Source organism: Pseudoalteromonas sp. OANN1 (assembly GCF_024124685.1).
In the GTDB taxonomy this organism is placed as follows: Bacteria; Pseudomonadota; Gammaproteobacteria; order Enterobacterales; family Alteromonadaceae; genus Pseudoalteromonas; species Pseudoalteromonas piscicida.
Genome location: NZ_JAMXSE010000005.1, coordinates 1 through 17,706 on the forward strand (window position 1 = coordinate 1; position 17,706 = coordinate 17,706).

The 17,706-nt window shown below is 43.4% G+C and carries 11 protein-coding genes and 4 tRNA genes; 14 read left to right on the forward strand and 1 reads right to left on the reverse strand.

Annotated elements, in window-relative coordinates:
• The first annotated feature begins 47 nt into the window (after nucleotides 1–47).
• The 9 genes from NH462_RS05985 to NH462_RS06025 all read left to right on the forward strand — a co-directional run bounded on the left by NH462_RS05985 (nucleotide 48) and on the right by NH462_RS06025 (nucleotide 5,702).
• Nucleotides 48–123: transfer RNA gene (locus NH462_RS05985), tRNA-Lys, on the forward strand.
• A gap of 29 nt (nucleotides 124–152) precedes the next feature.
• Nucleotides 153–228: transfer RNA gene (locus tag NH462_RS05990), tRNA-Lys, on the forward strand.
• 154 nt (nucleotides 229–382) lie between these two features.
• Nucleotides 383–458, forward strand: a tRNA-Lys gene (locus NH462_RS05995).
• 133 nt (nucleotides 459–591) lie between these two features.
• Nucleotides 592–1,635: a quinolinate synthase NadA gene (nadA, locus tag NH462_RS06000; RefSeq protein ID WP_026000839.1), complete on the forward strand. Its 1,044-nt coding sequence runs from the start codon at nucleotides 592–594 to the stop codon at nucleotides 1,633–1,635.
• A gap of 89 nt (nucleotides 1,636–1,724) precedes the next feature.
• Nucleotides 1,725–1,815, forward strand: a tRNA-Ser gene (locus tag NH462_RS06005).
• Between the two features lie 441 nt (nucleotides 1,816–2,256).
• Nucleotides 2,257–3,564 (forward strand): ATP-binding protein, encoded by a 1,308-nt coding sequence (locus NH462_RS06010; protein ID WP_253104844.1) that lies wholly within the window; start codon nucleotides 2,257–2,259, stop codon nucleotides 3,562–3,564.
• A gap of 151 nt (nucleotides 3,565–3,715) precedes the next feature.
• Complete coding sequence (locus NH462_RS06015; protein ID WP_253104847.1) at nucleotides 3,716–4,261, forward strand: hypothetical protein; 546 nt, start codon at nucleotides 3,716–3,718, stop codon at nucleotides 4,259–4,261.
• Between the two features lie 88 nt (nucleotides 4,262–4,349).
• Nucleotides 4,350–4,751, forward strand: coding sequence for a hypothetical protein (locus NH462_RS06020; protein ID WP_119231105.1), 402 nt, complete (start codon nucleotides 4,350–4,352; stop codon nucleotides 4,749–4,751).
• A gap of 135 nt (nucleotides 4,752–4,886) precedes the next feature.
• Nucleotides 4,887–5,702 carry a hypothetical protein gene (locus NH462_RS06025; protein WP_253104848.1) on the forward strand — a complete coding sequence of 272 codons (816 nt, stop codon included), beginning with the start codon at nucleotides 4,887–4,889 and terminating at the stop codon, nucleotides 5,700–5,702.
• Here the strand turns inward: NH462_RS06025 and NH462_RS06030 are convergent.
• Nucleotides 5,699–6,277 carry a TetR/AcrR family transcriptional regulator gene (locus tag NH462_RS06030; RefSeq protein WP_253104851.1) on the reverse strand — a complete coding sequence of 193 codons (579 nt, stop codon included), beginning with the start codon at nucleotides 6,275–6,277 and terminating at the stop codon, nucleotides 5,699–5,701. The two genes, NH462_RS06025 and NH462_RS06030, sit on opposite strands and share 4 nt — an antisense overlap.
• Before the next feature lie 156 nt (nucleotides 6,278–6,433).
• Between NH462_RS06030 and NH462_RS06035 the strand changes: the two genes are divergently transcribed.
• The 5 genes from NH462_RS06035 to recD all read left to right on the forward strand — a co-directional run bounded on the left by NH462_RS06035 (nucleotide 6,434) and on the right by recD (nucleotide 17,586).
• Complete coding sequence (locus tag NH462_RS06035; RefSeq protein WP_253104854.1) at nucleotides 6,434–7,474, forward strand: alkene reductase; 1,041 nt, start codon at nucleotides 6,434–6,436, stop codon at nucleotides 7,472–7,474.
• A 305-nt stretch (nucleotides 7,475–7,779) separates the two neighbouring features.
• Nucleotides 7,780–8,805 (forward strand): GGDEF domain-containing protein, encoded by a 1,026-nt coding sequence (locus NH462_RS06040; protein ID WP_017215981.1) that lies wholly within the window; start codon nucleotides 7,780–7,782, stop codon nucleotides 8,803–8,805.
• 126 nt (nucleotides 8,806–8,931) lie between these two features.
• Nucleotides 8,932–12,189: an exodeoxyribonuclease V subunit gamma gene (gene recC, locus NH462_RS06045; RefSeq protein WP_253104857.1), complete on the forward strand. Its 3,258-nt coding sequence runs from the start codon at nucleotides 8,932–8,934 to the stop codon at nucleotides 12,187–12,189.
• Nucleotides 12,176–15,712, forward strand: a complete 3,537-nt coding sequence (gene recB, locus NH462_RS06050; protein ID WP_253104860.1) for an exodeoxyribonuclease V subunit beta — start codon at nucleotides 12,176–12,178, stop codon at nucleotides 15,710–15,712. Before recC ends, recB begins: the two co-directional genes overlap by 14 nt.
• Complete coding sequence (recD, locus tag NH462_RS06055) at nucleotides 15,709–17,586, forward strand: exodeoxyribonuclease V subunit alpha (RefSeq protein WP_253104862.1); 1,878 nt, start codon at nucleotides 15,709–15,711, stop codon at nucleotides 17,584–17,586. The genes recB and recD overlap by 4 nt, the downstream gene beginning before the upstream one ends.
• Nucleotides 17,587–17,706 lie beyond the last annotated feature (120 nt).

The following is a 17,706-nucleotide window of genomic DNA, read 5'->3' on the forward strand; positions in this document are numbered from 1 at the left end:
GTCCATCATGACCCACCACTTATAAGCTTGCGAATTCGATTTTGAGCGGGTCATTAGCTCAGTTGGTAGAGCAGTGGACTTTTAATCCATTGGTCGATGGTTCGAGTCCATCATGACCCACCACTTATAAGCTTGCGAATTCGATTTTGAGCGGGTCATTAGCTCAGTTGGTAGAGCAGTGGACTTTTAATCCATTGGTCGATGGTTCGAGTCCATCATGACCCACCACTTAAAAGCATACGAATTCAATTATGAGCGGGTCATTAGCTCAGTTGGGTGAAAAAAGACCGAAGCAAGGCTTCGCAGCTTTTTGAATGCGAGTCAGGACGACGAGCCGGAACACCTCTTCAGGACGAATTAATGGCACTTTTAATGCTTGAGCGGGTCATTAGCTCAGTTGGTAGAGCAGTGGACTTTTAATCCATTGGTCGATGGTTCGAGTCCATCATGACCCACCATCCTCTTATTCTTCATATATTATTCAAAATACTTTCTTAAACTCGCCATTTTGAGTTAAACATTCGCTAGGATTACCCCTGTATTTTTCGTATAATTCTACCTAATTATGCAATGTGGACTAGTGGTCGAGAAATGAGTCTAGCTGAACGTATTATGCCGGAAGATTATATCTTCCCTCCAAAACCTGCCCCTCTTACCGTTGAAGAAAAAGCAGAGTATAAAGCGCGTATCAAAGCGCTATTAGTTGAAAAAAATGCGGTACTGGTTGCCCATTATTATACTGATCCTGAGATCCAAGCACTTGCTGAAGAAACTGGCGGCTGTGTTGCTGATTCATTAGAAATGGCACGGTTTGGCGCTAAGCAAGAAGACAAAGACATGATCATCGTCGCCGGCGTGCGCTTTATGGGCGAAACGGCAAAAATATTAACACCGCACAAAACCGTTGTGATGCCAACACTCGAAGCAACTTGCTCGTTGGACGTCGGTTGCCCTATCGACGAGTTCTCTGCGTTTTGCGATCAACACCCAGACAGAAAAGTGGTGGTATACGCCAATACCTCAACTGCGGTAAAAGCAAGAGCGGATTGGATTGTCACCTCTTCTTGCGCGCTTGAGATTGTTGAGCACCTTGATGAGCAAGGCGAAAAAATCATCTGGGGTCCGGATAAGCACTTGGGTTCTTATATCCAAAAGAAAACGGGTGCCGATATGATCATGTGGAACGGTGCGTGCATCGTTCATGATGAATTTAAAACCAAAGCCCTTAAAGACATGAAGCAACTACATCCTGACGCTGCGGTACTGGTCCACCCTGAGTCTCCTGCGGAAATTGTAGACTTAGCGGATGCGGTAGGCTCAACGAGTCAATTAATTAAAGCTGCGCAAGAAATGGATAATCAGAAGTTTATCGTTGCTACCGATCGCGGTATCTTCTACAAAATGCAGCAACTTTGCCCTGAGAAAGAGTTCTTCGAAGCACCAACCGCTGGTGAAGGCGCGACATGTCGTAGCTGTGCCCATTGCCCTTGGATGGCAATGAACGGCCTACAGGCAATTGAAGAAGCGCTTATCAGCCCACAAGGCAAAGAAGTCTTCGTTGATATGGAATTGCGTGAAGGCGCACTACGTTCGCTAAATCGCATGCTAGATTTTTCTGCATCCTTGCAGAAATAGTAGGATTAATAGACAAATAGATCCTAAAAGCAAAAAACTGCTTGATAAAGTGCGAGGCTTTTCATAGTATTAGCCCCGCAATTCAGTGCGGAGAGATGGCTGAGTGGCTTAAGGCGCACGACTGGAACTCGTGTATACGTTTATAGCGTATCGAGGGTTCGACTCCCTCTCTCTCCGCCATTCCTTCTTTATTCAAATCAATCACCTACTAAAAGCCGTTTGTACTTTTGGGGACATTCAGGGGCTATGAAAACCCTAAACTTCTTTTTTATTTCCTAAATACAGCGCATCTTCAAAAGCCATTCTGGTTTACGTCATTTCTATTTAAAAATATCTTTGCTTATCTAACCAAATTTATGTGTAATGAACACCTAATAAGCGCTGAGTAATGCAGGGAAAGCTTAAATAATAATAGCAGAGCTGATTAAACTAGCCAGAAGAGCTAGCTCCCCTAAAAGCCTATTTTTTTAAGTAAAGCCATAGCATAAACAACACCAACTCTGACACATCGAGCGGGTAGCGGCTCAGTTCAATAAACGATTATGTAACACAAACTACGTGTCGCATAAATGTTTTAGCGCAGTTGAAAGACTGCAAGCATGGCAGAGTGAAAGCAATTATATGAATGTTGAAGACGTATTTGGTGTTAGTGGTAAGCAAGTAGAAAGTTATGTTGAAAGAGAGCATGTGGACGATAAATTTATAGATGCATTGCGCACTGACAAACAAATAGTTGTGTATGGTGCATCAAAACAAGGTAAAACAGCTCTCGTAAAAAAATATATAAACTATGAAGAAAATATTTTAATAAGTTTATCGCCTAAAACGACTTTAAAAGATATCTACCAATCAATCTTGAGAAAGTCAGGTGTTATTTTAAAAACTTCATATACAGAAGGGACAGGAGATAAGACTAAAGTCAAAGCTAAAGCATCTATTCAAGGCGCTGTAGCTATGCTTTTAAAGGGTAAAGTAGAAGGAAATATAGATAAAGAAAGAAGCAACAAGCGTGATGAACAGTACGATGAAATTGAATTTAATCTAGAGTTACCTGACGATGTCGCTGATCTTATTCACCGAGTAGGTCAAAGAAAAGTCATAATTTTGGAAAACTTTCATTATTTGCCAGAAGAGTTACAACGAACATTTGCTTATGATTTAAGGACTTTTCAAGATTTAAAAGTGCGATTTGTTATCTTGGGGGTATGGAAGGAAGCTAATCGGTTAGCTCAGTTCAACGGTGAGCTACAAGATAGGGTTTACGAAATACCTGTAGAGCCTTGGCTAAGTGCTGATTTTAAAGCTATTGCAGAAAAAGGTGAGCAACTTTTAAACATTAAATTTTCAAATGAGATTTTAGCTCATTGCGTTGAAAATGCATTTGGAAGTGTTGGTGTATTTCAGGAACTGCTAAAACACACTTGCATCGAAAGTGATGTTCATAAAAAGCAAGAGAATAATAAGCTTATTGATAATATTGAAAGCTACAGCAGAGCTATACAGTGTAAAACTGAAGAGTATTCTGGCCGTCACCTAAGAAATCTAGAGGCCATTGCTTGTGGCCATGGTTCGGTTATTTCTGAAGACAAGCCAATGCCTTACTTTTTACAATATTACATAGTGATTCATATCCTTGAGTCGGGCTATCAGGGGCTGAATGGTGGCATAAGTAAAGAAGCTCTATTACATAGCATTAAGCAAATACATCATCGTAAAGACGATTTGAAAGGAGCTCAATTAACAACAGTCCTAAGAGGCTTGACTGAATTACAGTCTAAACAAGGAATTAGCCCTCCAGTTATTGCATATGACTCCAATTCAAGACAGTTAAAAGTCGTTGATTCAACGTTTTATTTCTTCTTAAAAAATGCCAATCTTGAGAATGTAAAAGACGAAATCATTCACCCTATGGAAGGGCTAGAGCGTTAGCGTTGAAACACATATTGAGAAGTAGCAGTGAGGAGAATAGCAGTGAAACCTATCGCTATTTAAACTTTAGATAGAGCTCAATTTCCTAATACCTATTAACTCTATGAAAACGCTGGTGCTCAATAACTCACCTCCAACATAGAGAAAAAAGATGGAACTCAACAAAATATCAAATAAGGTATTAAAGTTGGCTCTAAAGGCCAGTGCGGCATTAGATATTGAAATCTCAGATGATGAGTATTTGCGCTGTTTTACTTATACCGAAAATTGGGTTGCTGGTATTGATATCGCGACTTATGAAAATGGGGGCGGCGACAATATTGTTGTCGTGATAAAAGACGAGTCGATCCTTATCAGGGGATTCGATCATGAGTCAGAAGTTAGCCCTCATGCTCAAGAAGAGTACGGTGTATGGCCGAGGATGTACGAGGGAGCACCAACAGAGCTGTTGGAAGTACTGAATGATGAGGCTTTCGAAATAGAAGAGGTCACGTTTTGCATTTGGCGACTTGATAATGAAGCGACATGGTCTCAAGGAGCAGTAGAGTTTAATAATGATGAAGATAACGGTTCGAGCTGGCTTCTGTCAGCTATTCCTACGACACAAAGCGCCTTTATTGAATATGTCGAAAACTATCATGACGGTGAGTTCAACCAGCTAACGCCTGAGAAAATACATGACGTATTTGCGGCGTAAATGTAGAGTGTGTCAGCTAGGCTGCTGAAGGTTTTTCTACGGCAGCAAATTCTCAAAAAATGTGATGTTAGTGGATAAGGAAAGTTTAATGAGGCGAGTTAAAGTCTATTACCAACATCGTGACGGCGGCACTGAGCTCATCAATTATGAAAAAGAATTACAATCTTATCGTGAGGCTTGGGATGTTATTGATCATTACCCTTGGGACAAAGAATTGGAATTGTTTGAGGCACTTGGGGAAGGTGGCGGGTTGTTTTTTATACTTGGCGATGAAGGCGGTAAGTGTGCGTCTTACCAATTGACACCAATAGAAAATAACCGCGGATTACTGACTTTGGATGTTGTGTCTAAGCCAGCTACTTTTGGACTCTTTGGTGGTAAATCTGCTTCAGTCGATTTTGAGCTCGTCTCAATTCCAGAGGCTAAAAATCATATAAAAGCGCTATTTGAATACTCAATTGATTCTCTGTACGAAAAATATCGAAAGTAACAGTGTTGTGTGAAAAGTATCCGTAGATATCAATTTCGGTGATTCATTTATCTTGGGCTTGTTCTCGTTGTATACTCTGCCTTATATATCAAACGGCGTGTGGCACGTTTCAACGGGAAATAAAAGGATGTATCAATGAATAGACTTGGCATACTAATTGGTTTGTTATTTTGTTGTAGCTATTCAATCGCTCAGCCCCAGCCGCAAGCAATCACAATTTACAATAACCCTTCTCAAGGTGTTCAAACCGAAAGCCGTGTATTTTCCTATCTGCAAAGCCAATTAACTCAGTTTGAGATTATACAGTCTGATGCCAGTGTTGACCGTGCGCTTAAAAATATTGCAGGAGGTGAAGGGGAGTGCGTTAGAAACTTAGTTGTGAATAAAGCGCGCAGTAAAACATTGCTATTTTCAGAGCCGACCACTTATTTTTTGGGGTTACAAGTTTTTGCTGCACCTTCAGTGCAATTGTTGTCTACACAAACCGAGCAAAGCCTAGAGGCATTGTTAACGAGTCATCCCAAATGGTTGTTGGGCGTAGAAAAAGAGCGCTCATATGGTGATATTGCCGATGCCATGATACAGCAGACGCCGCCAGATCAGCTCTACGTGAAAGAAGGCAGCGAAAACGAAGCACAAATGTATTCTATGTTGATGAGCAAGCGTTTTGAGTTGCTGCTTGAATACCCCTCGGTTATTGCATACCACGCGAAAGACGCATCAGAAAAACCCGTACCAATTGCGGTTAGTGGTTTTGCTCCATTTATTACTGGGCATATCGCTTGTCGGGATACATCCGTTACACGGAGGTTTTTAGCGGCGGTTAATTCTGTATTGGCGGGCTTGACGATGGACGAGCGCTTTATTAATTGGCATCTAGAATACATAGACAAGAGTTTACACGATACGTTTAAACAGCAATTTAGCCAAGCGCAAAGCCCTCGGCTTTAAACTGAGACTTCCAATAACCTATCCGCCAGCGCATTTAGGTGTGAGCTATCGCACTGTGTCGCTGCATAAGTTCGAATACCATATACAGACATAATAAAGAAACGGGCCCTCTTTGTGGCTTCATCTTCACTTAATGCTTCACTATCGGGCCAAGCTATTAAAAACTGTTGCCTGATAAGTGATTCAAATTGGTGCAAGTTAGCGCTGAGTGCCGTTTGAATTTCCACATCCTGCTCGCCAATTTCATTAAGCGTTTTGGTGAGCAAACACACTTTCTTTGATTCGTCGCCTAAACATTCACCGACAAGATCTTGTAAGAATCGCTCAAGCGCACAGCGAAGACTGGTGCTGTTTTCGAATAGCTTTTGATAATGCACTCGTCGGTCTGCTTGATATTGATCTATGGCGGCTAATAGCAAACCTTTTTTATTTTTGAACGCACAGTAGATAGAACCCGGATGGAGTCCGGTTACTTCGGTCAGTTTGGGCATACTGGTTTTGTTGTAGCCATAAGTCATAAATGCTTGCATGGCATTTCTCAGTACGGTTTCTCTATCAAACTCTGCTGTTCTCATCGATTTCCTAAGTGCACCAAATGTGTTTAAACGTCGCCATTATACCAATACTTCACTCCTATTTTTGATAACAATGAAAAAAATGTAAAGGTTTAACTTGAATAACGATTCAAGAATCCCTATCTTGAATGTATATTCAAATATGGAGAGACACCCATGCCACAGGTACTTTTTGAAAATGTTAAGCTAAATAACACCATATCACTCAATAATCGCATCTTGATGGCGCCATTGACGCGCTGTATGGCAGACGACGATTTAGTTCCTACCGATGACATGGTGAAGTACTACGCTAAGCGAGCCAAAGCAGGATTAATCATTAGTGAAGCGACGATTATTCGCCCTGATGGGCAAGGCTACCCGAATACCCCAGGTTTGTTTACACCAGCACAAATTGCAGGGTGGAAAAAAGTAACAGATGCTGTACATGCCGAAGGCGGCAAGATGTTTGCGCAGTTGTGGCATGTTGGGCGTGTTGCGCACCCGTATTTTTTTGACGGAGAAGTCTTAGCACCGTCGGCTATTGGAGTTGAGGGTACGGTTCCAAGAATGCGTGAACTCACCTATCAAACCCCTAAAGCAGTAACTCAGGAAGAAATCACACAACTTGTTGCCGATTATGCCCAAGCAGCAGTAAACGCGATTGAGGCAGGTTTTGATGGAGTTGAAATACACGGTGCCAATGGTTATTTAATTGACCAGTTTTTACATTACGCTGCGAATCAGCGTACCGATGAATATGGTCAAACACCAGAAAATATGAGTCGATTTGCTTTGGAAGTCACCGATGCTGTCGCCGATCGTATTGGTGCCGACAGAGTGGGTCTAAGAGTGTCACCCGGTGCTTACTTCAATATGGATGGTGACCAAAGAGACAGAGCGGTATTTGATTTCTTAATCTCGGCATTAAACAGTCGCAACTTAGCCTATCTGCACGTGGGTATCTTTGATGACGCGATGGAGTTTGAGTATTTGGGCGGCAGTGCTTCAGCTTACTTGCGTAGCATTTATAAAGGAACGTTGGTAGGTGTGGGGAGCTATACAGCTGAATCAGGTGCTGAAGCTATCCAAAACCAAAAATTTGACTTATTGGCGATTGGTAGGCCGTTCATTGCCAATCCTGATTATGTGGAGAAGGTGAAAGCCGGTCAAGCCGTGAAAGAGTATGATGAGTCTATGCTTGCAACGTTAGTCTAAAACCAATCCATAAGTATGGATTTAGTGGGATGCCAAACACTTAAGTTTGGCATTTTTTTATACATTGCATAAGCTTAAAGTAGGCGTCAGTGGTAAAGCGAAAACTTTTGATGCAAAAGTTGTCATCTTTATCAATTAAGCTTGAGAGCAGTTAAGTGTTTAACCCTCAAGTATTTGCTAATTAATAATCAACTGGATTGTAGCTTATTTTTTAACATTGATAGGAATAAAGGAGTACTTTGGAGTTTATTTGTTCGCTAAGTGTGTAATAATATGCCAGCAATGCAGTTGTGAGTGCGTCGGACATGCAAGAAGATTTACTAAATTCCGTTATCAAAATAACAAAAACGAGAGACGTTGATTCTCTCGAATACAGCTTAGTGTCTACTATTCAAGAGTTCATAGGCTGTAAAGAAGTCGCTGTTTATAAGGATCTGCTCGTTCCCGGAGAGATCGCGATAGAGAGAAGCCTGCTCTTAAGAAAACTGTCCGATAAGGAATTTGATTGGGAAGAGCGAAGCCTAGTTAAAGAGCCCGATAAGGAATTAATTTCTTGCTTGCAGTCAGCCTGTATCATCACGGTACAAGCGAAAGATGGCACCGAGCACCGTTGGGTGCCAATCAGCCTTCAGGAAAAGCCTGTTGGTGCTATCGCAGTTGTAAGCACTGGTATGTCTAGTGCAGATCAAGTACTACTTAATGCATTTTGCCGCATTTTTGAAAATTATCTCACCATTCTTCACGAAAACGAGCGCGATAAACTCACCGGACTACTAAACCGTCAAACCTTTGAAAAGCGCTTGAAACAACTGATTGAAAAGCAAGTTATCAAACAGCATAAAACGGTATGGCATGGTGATGTGCGCTCGGTGCATAAAGGCGCAACCTCATGGCTTGCAATCATGGATATCGACCACTTCAAAAAAGTAAACGATAACTACGGACATGTGTGCGGAGATGAGGTTTTACTGTTATTAGCACAGCGTATGCGCCAGTTTTTTCGTTCCACAGACTTATTATTTCGCTTCGGTGGTGAAGAATTTGTACTGGTCTTTGAGCCAACCGATTACGACTCGATAAAAGCTAAGATGGACGAGTTTATGGAGTTGGTACGAAATACCCACTTTCCATTCGTAAAAAAGCTTACCGTCAGTGTCGGAATGTCTCGCATAAGCCCATATGATTTCCCCATTACTGTGCTTGAAAATGCCGACAAGGCACTTTATTACGCCAAAGATAACGGTCGCGATATGCTTTGTTTTTACGAAGAGTTGCTGTCTGAGCATAAAATTGAAGCGCCGGAAGAGAGCTCTGATATAGATTTGTTCTAACAGTTTATCTGAGAAGCGACGGTTGTCGCTTTTCTATTCAAGCGCACTCGCATTAACCTCAATAACTACCGCTTATAGGAAGATTCAGATACACTTAACACAGCGTTAAACTGCATGGCAGACAACATGTTACACATCATCCAATCGAATCGAATGGAAATCTTGCAGGCGCAACTCTGCACACTCATAAAATCAGCACCGCTCGCTAACCCTTTTGCAAAAGAAGTGGTGTTAGTACAATCTCCTGGTATGTCTGAATGGCTCAAACTAGGCATGAGTCAGCACTTAGGAATAAGTGCACAGGTCGACTTTCCATTACCATCTAGCTTCATTTGGAAGCTATACCAAAATTTCATTGATGATGTTCCCAAGGAATCCGCTTTTAATAAAAGCAATATGACTTGGAAGCTATTTACGCTATTACCCGACTGCATTGATAAGCCTCAATATATTGCGCTTAAGCACTATTTAGGTGACGACCCGTCAGGAATTAAACTCTTTGCATTGTGTGAAAAAATTGCCGACGTTTTTGACCAATATTTAATGTACCGCCCTCAGTGGATTGAACTTTGGGATCAGGGCCAAGATACGCTTATAGATGTGGATGTTGAAGCCATCGCCCCTTGGCAGCCTGATCTCTGGCGTCGTTTAGTCCACCATGTTGAAGCACTTGAACAAAGTCCGTATCACCGTGCCAACATGCACGATCAGTTACTGCAAGGGCTGGCCAATGCACCTAAAGGCAAACTTCCCGAGCGGATCTGTATATTTGGACTTTCGGCCATATCGACCAGTCAGCTTGATATTTTTCAAGCGCTTGGCCAAAAAACGAATGTATTTTTATTCTTTTTTAACCCCAGTGAACACTACTGGGGAGATTTAGTCGATGAGAAGACTCAAGCTAAAGTCGCTGCAAAATACGCCAAGATGCCAGAACTTGAAGCGAAAGACGGCGAGTATTACTACATTGGCAATCCACTCCTCTCTTCATGGGGAAAGCTCGGACGTGACTATTTTGAGCAATTATTGCAGCTTGATGCCAGTTGGATAGATGGATTTGATGACGCGTTTGATGACAGCCTGCTTGGCCAGGTGCAGCAAGAGATCTACCAGTTGGCATTTAAAGGAGAGTCGTTAACCGCTGATCCAAATTGGTTTGTTTCGCAGCAGGGCAAATTACCCATTATGGCCGATGATACCAGTATCGTTTTTCAGGATTGCCACACACCACTGCGTGAGGTCGAACGGCTCCATGATTATTTACTCAATCTGTTTGAACAAAATCCAAGCCTGACGCCTAAAGACATTATTGTCATGATGCCTGATGTGGGCACCTATTCGCCATTTATTAAAGCAGTGTTTGACAGCTGTGAAGATAGGCTAAGGATCCCTTATGCGATTTCCGATCTTGCAATCGAGCAAGAGCGGCCTATTTTAACGTCTTTTGTGACACTAACAGACTTACCCAATAACCGTTTTTGTGTATCGGATATTCTCGATTTGTTGGGCGTTTTGCCGATAGCCGAACAGTTTAACCTTGAAAGCCATGAGTTTGACTTAATTCGCTATTGGCTTGATCAGGTCAGTGTTAAATGGGGCTTAAATGACAGCCATAAAAGCGAATATGGTTTGCCAAAAATACCATTAAATACGTGGCAGCATGGACTCAACCGTTTGCTATTAGGGGTTGCAACAAACGACGAACAGACGCCGTTCGCATCTATTTATCCTGCTGATGAAGTCGAAGGGATGTCGGTGGCGGTACTTAACAAGCTTATCGGCTTTGTTGATGCGCTGATTTGGTTAAAGCGACAACTCAGCAGCGAAAAGACCTTAACGAACTTCGCAGCAATTCTACGTGAAGCCATGGCGCTATTTTACTCGTCAGAGTCTGAACAGAGTTGGGATTTACTTAAGCTTGAGCAGATTATAGAGAACATCGAAAAACACCATGAAAATGGCGATATTCAAGCGCCAGTCTCAGCAAAAATATTAGCGTATTTGGTCAAGCAAGGCGTTAGAGAGAAAGGGGTTGGGCAGCGCTTTTTAGCCGGAACGGTAAACTTTTGTACGCTGATGCCGATGCGTGCTATTCCATTTAAAGTGGTGTGTATGCTTGGCCTAAATGACGCTGACTATCCTCGTACCGTGCAGCCTATTGGTTTTGATTTAGTCGCACACTCCACCAGACGTAAAGGCGATCGCTCACGAAAACTAGACGACAGATACTTGTTTCTAGAAGCGTTACTCAGTGCTCGAGAAAACTTGTATATCAGTTATATTGGCCGCTCTTGTTTTAACAACGAAGCCCAGGTGCCATCTGTTCTAGTCAGCGAGTTGACTGAATATCTAGACCGCAGCTTTTATTTTGAAGATATGCCAAAGCAGTCGCTTGTTGCTCGATTAACTTCACAACTGCCATTACAACCTTTTAATCCCGAACATTTTAAAGCAGGCTCACTGCAGAGCTACAATCGTACTTGGCTTTGGCAGCATAGAGCGGCGCAAGCTGATGAGACAAAACCGTTAGCACCAGTTTTAGACGCAGAAATTGAGTTTAGCGATTTGCTGCGCGGCGTGTGTGAGCCGCAAAAGTTATTTTATCAGCAAGCGCTGGGCATAAAACTCAAACCAATAGAAGCGTTAACACTCGATGAAGAGCCTTTCGCATTAGATGCGTTGGAGCGCTATCAATATTTAGATGAAGTGTTGGATGCTCAGCTACAACAACAGCCCTTAAATCTTGAACAAATATTGCAACGAGGCTCGCTGCCACAAGCGAACATTGGCAAACTACAGCTAGAGGGGCTGCTCAGCCGCGTTGAACCTATGGTTAACGTACTGGCCCTGTTGCTTAATGAACCAAAGGAACCTCTAGAGCTAAAACTTGGTGTTGCAGAACATATACTGGTCGGCTGGCTTGATTGTGTGTATGACAACAGGCAAGTTTACTATCGTAGCGCCAGTATTAAAGCCAAAGATTTGATTAAAGGGTTTTTACATCACTGCGCGGCCTGTGTAATGGGGCATGAAGTCACTACTTATATTGTCGGGCTAGATCAAAGCGTGCACTTTGCCACTATTTCACAGCCACAAGCACAACAATATTTGGAGCAGTGGCTGGCTTTTTATAAGCAAGCTCTGAGTGAACCTGTGGCATTTTTTCCAAGTTCTAGCATGGAATACGCCAAGACACAGGATATTAAAAAGGCGGTAAATAAATTTAAGCCGCAATATGTTGGTCGAGGAGAAGGGGAAGATCCCTATGTTCAACTATGCTTTAGCGATTTGTCAGCTCATGAAGCGCGTTTTTGTGCACTTAGCCTTACTTTGTTAACACCTATTCTTGATACCGCCGAGGAGGTACGCCATGGAGATGCTTAATCCCATTACTATGCCTCTAAGTGGCCAAAACCTAATTGAAGCCAGTGCAGGTACGGGGAAAACTTACACCATCACCGGTTTATATCTGCGTTATTTACTCGGTTTGCGTACTTCTGATAAGCAACATGAGCCGTTAAGCGTTGAACAAATCTTAGTGGTAACTTTCACAGAAGCGGCAACACAAGAGATAAAAGACCGAGTGAGAAAACGCATTATTCAAGCTCGCGACGTGCTACTAGGTGAAGTCTGTAAAGATGAACTGATCAATGCGATTTTGGCGCAAGTTGAAGATAAAAAGCGTGCCTTTGATCTCCTTGATGCAGCTGCTAAGTCAATGGATGAGGCCGCGATATTCACCATTCACGGCTTTTGTCAAAGAATGCTGAAGCAACACGCTTTTGAGTCTAAGGTGGCATTTAACCTCGAATTTATTCTCGACGAGAGCGACTTGATTGACGCCGCGATGGCAGATCATTGGCGACGTTTTGTCTATCCGCTAGATACAGAAAAAACACAGGCTGTGATAGAGCAATTTGCTACACCTTATGCACTTGCGAAGCAAGTTAGACCCTTATTAGCAAGAGAAAATGCCGAAATTAAACCCTCTGTTTCCTTAGATGCAGTGTTTGCCGCACGTGAAAAATACCAAACATTAGCACTGTGGCTAAAGGCCGAAATAGCCAAAGCTGACTACATCAATGTGTTGAAAAACGCGGGGCTGGCAGGCAATCGGGCACCAGGGCGAAAAGCTAATCTTCAAGCTCTGGAGGATTATGTTAACAGTGAGCAGTGGTGGTTTGAGTTTGGTAGCAGTAATCATTCCTTTGGACTTTGGGGCAGTGAAAGCCTTGCCGATGTTGCTCACTATAAAAAGAATACTACGCCGCTGGAGCATGAGCTCATTCGTCACTTTGATACCTTGGCAGAGCTCCACCAATTGGTCGGGAGTGGGCTTAAAATCGCGTTAGTGCAACAAGCGGTAACTGAGGTGAGAGCTTTGCTTCACGCCCACAAAGAAGAATATGGCTTGATCTCTCCCGACGATTTACTTAAGCAGCTGCATCAAGCGCTGATGGGCGATAGTGGTGAGCGCTTAGCCGAAAAAATTGCACTGCAATATCCGGTTGCCATGATAGATGAGTTTCAGGATACCGATCCTATTCAATATGGGATCTTCAGCCGAGTTTATGCAAAGGAAAATACGGCATTAACCTTGATAGGCGACCCAAAACAAGCCATTTACGGCTTTCGCGGAGCGGATATTTTTACTTATATCGGTGCAAAGCAAGGAGTTGCGCAAAACAGGCAGTATACGCTTGCAACCAATTATCGCTCCGATAGTGATGTGGTTGCTGCAGTGAATACGATATTTACTCGCCATCCCAATAGTTTTATCTACAACAAAGATATCCCTTTCATTGAGGTGAGCGCGCAAGGTAAAGCCGAGGATGCGCAATTTACTATCGCATCTAAAAAGTCGTCAGCTCTGCGCTTTAGTGTATTACCAAATGAGGATGAAGCGCTTAACAAAAGCGCCGCGCAAGCGCGGCTAAGTCAGGCGTTCGCTGGTCGAGTTGCAGCGCTTATCGAGCAAGGGCAGTCGGGGATTGCGAAGATTGGCGAAAACCCAGTTGTGCCAGCGGATATCTGTGTTTTAGTTCGTGACCGCATAGAAGCGAGCTTGATCAAACGAGCCTTAAATCAACTCGATATTGCCAGTGTGTACCTTGCCAGAGATAGTGTATTCAGGCAGCCGTTAGCAATTGCGTTGTATCAATTGCTTGATGTACTGCACGGGAGTTACGACGAAGCTGCGCTCAGAGGCGTGCTTGCGGGACCATTATTTTATTTAAACAACCAAGCGCTATACGACTTGCAGTTTAATGAGCAGCAGTGGCAAGGTTATTTACAGTTATTTAGTGAGTTAACACAGCTGTGGTATCGCTCTGGTGCAATGGCGATGCTGGAACACTTATTGATAACTTGTGAGCTGCCAGTGATTTGGCAACAGCAGGGAATGGAAGTGGAGCGTTGGCTTACTGACTTCCGTCATTTAGCTGAGCTTTTACAGCATAAGCAATTAGAGCTTGATGGCACGGGTCGTGTGTTACGTTGGTTTTTATCGCAGCTAAATAACGCCCAGAGTGACAGCAGCCAAATTCGCTTGGAGAGCGATGCCAATTTGGTAAAAATTGTGACCATGCACGCATCAAAAGGTTTGGAGTATCCGATTGTCTTTATGCCATTTGCGCTTGGGTTTCGTGAAGCTGATACGTTAGTTTATCACCAAGGGGGTAAGCTAGTTGTCGACCTTGAAGCCAGTGACGACGCCAAAGAAAAAGCAGAGCAAGAACGACTGGCTGAGGATATTCGCTTACTTTACGTTGCGCTGACGCGTGCGGTGCATTATTGCGAGCTTGGGCTTTACGATATTCAACAAGGGCGCAGTAAAAAGTCTGCGCTGCACAAAACGGCTTTAGGGTTTGCCTTGTTTGGCACGGAAACCTTCGACAGTGCTGAGGCTTGGCAAAGTGTTTTAAGCCAGTTATGTGAAGCACATGCGGCAATGGAATGTGTAAGATTAGATGAAATCACCGCACCACAGCAAGCGATAAAAACGACGTTTGAAGACAAGCCTCTAGCTTTGTCTGCGAAAACCTTCTCCGGTCAGATTGAACGCCACTGGCGTACCACAAGCTTTAGCCAGCTAAGCTATCACACGCATCATGGTGATAAACCTGCGGGGGCCGTGGACGAAAACCATTTACTGGACTTACCTGAGCAACGTCAAGAGCGGGAAAAAACCTCTTATACTTTTCCCAAGGGTGCCAAGCCGGGTAGTTGTTTGCACGAAATCTTTGAGCTTATAGATTTTACTGCACCACATTCCCCCAAAAACGAAGATAAGTTTACGCTGACCGAAGCAGTCACTAAGTCTTTGGATAAGTTTGGTATTGCGACCGAGTGGCAAGAGACCGCTGAGCGTTGGATAACAAGCTGTTTGGCAGCACCACTTGCGCCACATCCTCATTTACAACTTGGTGTGTTGTCACCGAACGACTGCATTGTTGAAATGGAGTTTTATTTACCACTGAAACCACTCAGTGCGGTGAAGCTGAACAAGATCCTCAGTGACATTACTGGACAAAAGTCGTTTTTAAACTTTGATGATGTGAAAGGCATGTTGAAAGGGTTTATCGACTTAATCTTCAAGTGGCAAGGACAGTTTTTTGTGCTCGATTACAAGTCCAACTACCTTGGCGATAACCCAGAAGATTATCACTACGATAACCTCAATGCCGCGATGTCGTCTCATCAGTATCATTTACAGTATATGATTTATACCGTGGCACTTCACCGCTTGTTAAAGCAGCGCCTTGTGGACTATAACCCTGAGCAGCATTTGGGCGGGAACTACTATTTGTTCTTACGCGCATTACCGGACAATCAGGGGATTTTCTTCAATCAGTTAAGCGTAGAGCAGGTGTTAGAATTAGATGCATTATTTGAGGAGTCTGTATGAGCCAGTTAAGTATGGACTTTGAGGCATTTGATCATCAGGGTTTCATGGCGCTATTGCTTGAACACAAACGAGTCGGAAAAGCCGATATCGCGCTAACCAAGTTGTTGAATCAGCAAGGCTACGACGATCACTTCTATGTATTTTTACTATTATTAATCGCTCATGGACGTCAGCATAGTTGTTTAGAGTTAGACAATATTAATTATCAGGACCCGTTTGAGCTCGGCTACGCGGTTGCGGATGGAGCTGTAGAGTTGTCGCCATTTTCAAGCACAGGTATAGCCGTTAGCGCGCTCGCACAGCATCCTGCAATCGGTGAAGATAAGCCACTTCGGTTATACGCTAATAAGCTCTACTTGGCGAGATTAGCAAATTATGAAGCAAGGCTTGCAGGACACTTTGAAATGTTGGCAAAAGCCGATGTAACGCTGGACGAAGCAAAACTGGGTGCACTGTTGGCATCGTTTTTTCCAACCAGTGAAGAAGACATTGATTGGCAAAAAGTAGCTTGTACACTTGCAATCATTAAGCGATTTTGTGTCATCACGGGCGGCCCCGGTACGGGAAAAACCACGACGGTCACAAAACTGCTTGCGATTTTACAATCGCTTTATAGCAGTGCGCCGTTGACCATCAAGCTAGTGGCGCCAACCGGCAAAGCCGCTGCTAGGCTCAGTGAGTCAATTATTGGCGCGAAAGCGAGGTTAAATCTGCCGCCAGCGCTTGCCGACTTACTGCCGGAGCAGGCGCAAACTATTCATCGCTTGTTAGGCGTTATTCCTAATAGCGTACACTATCGTCACAATCAAGATAACCCGCTGCATGTTGATGTGCTGATTGTTGACGAAGCATCCATGGTGGACTTATCACTTATGGCAAAGCTGGTGGATGCATTACCAAAACATGCACGGCTTATTTTGCTCGGCGATAAAGATCAGCTGGCATCGGTAGATACCGGTAACGTACTCAGCGACTTATGTGAAAACTTAACGCTTGGGCAAGCACCACATTACAGTCAGGCACTGAAAGCAAAGCTAGCTGAGCTGAGTAAACAAAACCTGCCTAAGTCGGGTGATACCAGCGCTGGCTTTATGTTGGAAGATAATCTGGCATTTTTACAAAAAAGTCACCGTTTTGACAGCCGAAGTGGAATTGGCCAGTTAGCATTTGCCGTAAATAGCAATAATAAGCGGCAATTAGACAGCGTGCTGAGGCAAGGTTATAGCGATATACAGCATCATGAATTAAATAGTGAAACCTACAATGCCTTAATTGCCAGAGCGGCGGAGCAATACCAGCGATACCTGCTTGCCATTCATCATGGTGAGAGTGAGGCCATAATACATAGCGAGTTTGCCAGTTATCAATTGCTTGCGGCCGTGCGAGAAGGCCCTTACGGTGTGAACGAATTAAATCGCAGAATAGAGCTTAAGCTCAGTCAAATGGGATTGGTACAACCGACAGGGCGATTTTACGTTGGTATGCCCATTATGATCACTCAAAACGATTACCAGTTGAAACTGTTTAACGGCGATATCGGGATCATTTTACGTGACGAACAGGGTGAGCTACAGGCATCATTTATTGATGAGCAGGGCAGCGTTAGGCGCTTTTATCCTGCCAGATTGCCGAGCTTTGATAGAGTGTATGTAATGACTATCCACAAATCGCAAGGCTCGGAGTTTGCTTACACGGCAATGATACTACCACCAATTCAACGTGCGCAGCAGGGGATAAACCGCCAGCTCATTTATACAGGGATCACCCGAGCTAAACAGCAGTTTGAATTGGTGGCGCAATATAAAGTATTAGTGCAGGGTATGAATCGAAGTGTGAGCCGCAGTAGTGGTTTACGAAGTCGGTTATCAAATTGATGAATTTTTTGTTAAAAACTTGTTTTATTTTATGGTTTGACTAAGGTTAAAGTGAGCTTGAAAGCTAGCTCGCCCAGTGAGTAGACTTGCCGTCAGTTAACGTGTTAACTGACGGCGTTT

Bases quoted from the DNA above. Each gene is read 5' to 3' on its own strand.
- nadA (WP_026000839.1), top strand. From the start codon at position 592: ATGAGTCTAGCTGAACGTATTATGCCGGAAGATTATATCTTCCCTCCA.
- NH462_RS06010 (WP_253104844.1), top strand. From the start codon at position 2,257: ATGAATGTTGAAGACGTATTTGGTGTTAGTGGTAAGCAAGTAGAAAGT.
- NH462_RS06015 (WP_253104847.1), top strand. From the start codon at position 3,716: ATGGAACTCAACAAAATATCAAATAAGGTATTAAAGTTGGCTCTAAAG.
- NH462_RS06020 (WP_119231105.1), top strand. From the start codon at position 4,350: ATGAGGCGAGTTAAAGTCTATTACCAACATCGTGACGGCGGCACTGAG.
- NH462_RS06025 (WP_253104848.1), top strand. From the start codon at position 4,887: ATGAATAGACTTGGCATACTAATTGGTTTGTTATTTTGTTGTAGCTAT.
- NH462_RS06030 (WP_253104851.1), bottom strand. From the start codon at position 6,277: ATGAGAACAGCAGAGTTTGATAGAGAAACCGTACTGAGAAATGCCATG.
- NH462_RS06035 (WP_253104854.1), top strand. From the start codon at position 6,434: ATGCCACAGGTACTTTTTGAAAATGTTAAGCTAAATAACACCATATCA.
- NH462_RS06040 (WP_017215981.1), top strand. From the start codon at position 7,780: ATGCAAGAAGATTTACTAAATTCCGTTATCAAAATAACAAAAACGAGA.
- recC (WP_253104857.1), top strand. From the start codon at position 8,932: ATGTTACACATCATCCAATCGAATCGAATGGAAATCTTGCAGGCGCAA.
- recB (WP_253104860.1), top strand. From the start codon at position 12,176: ATGGAGATGCTTAATCCCATTACTATGCCTCTAAGTGGCCAAAACCTA.
- recD (WP_253104862.1), top strand. From the start codon at position 15,709: ATGAGCCAGTTAAGTATGGACTTTGAGGCATTTGATCATCAGGGTTTC.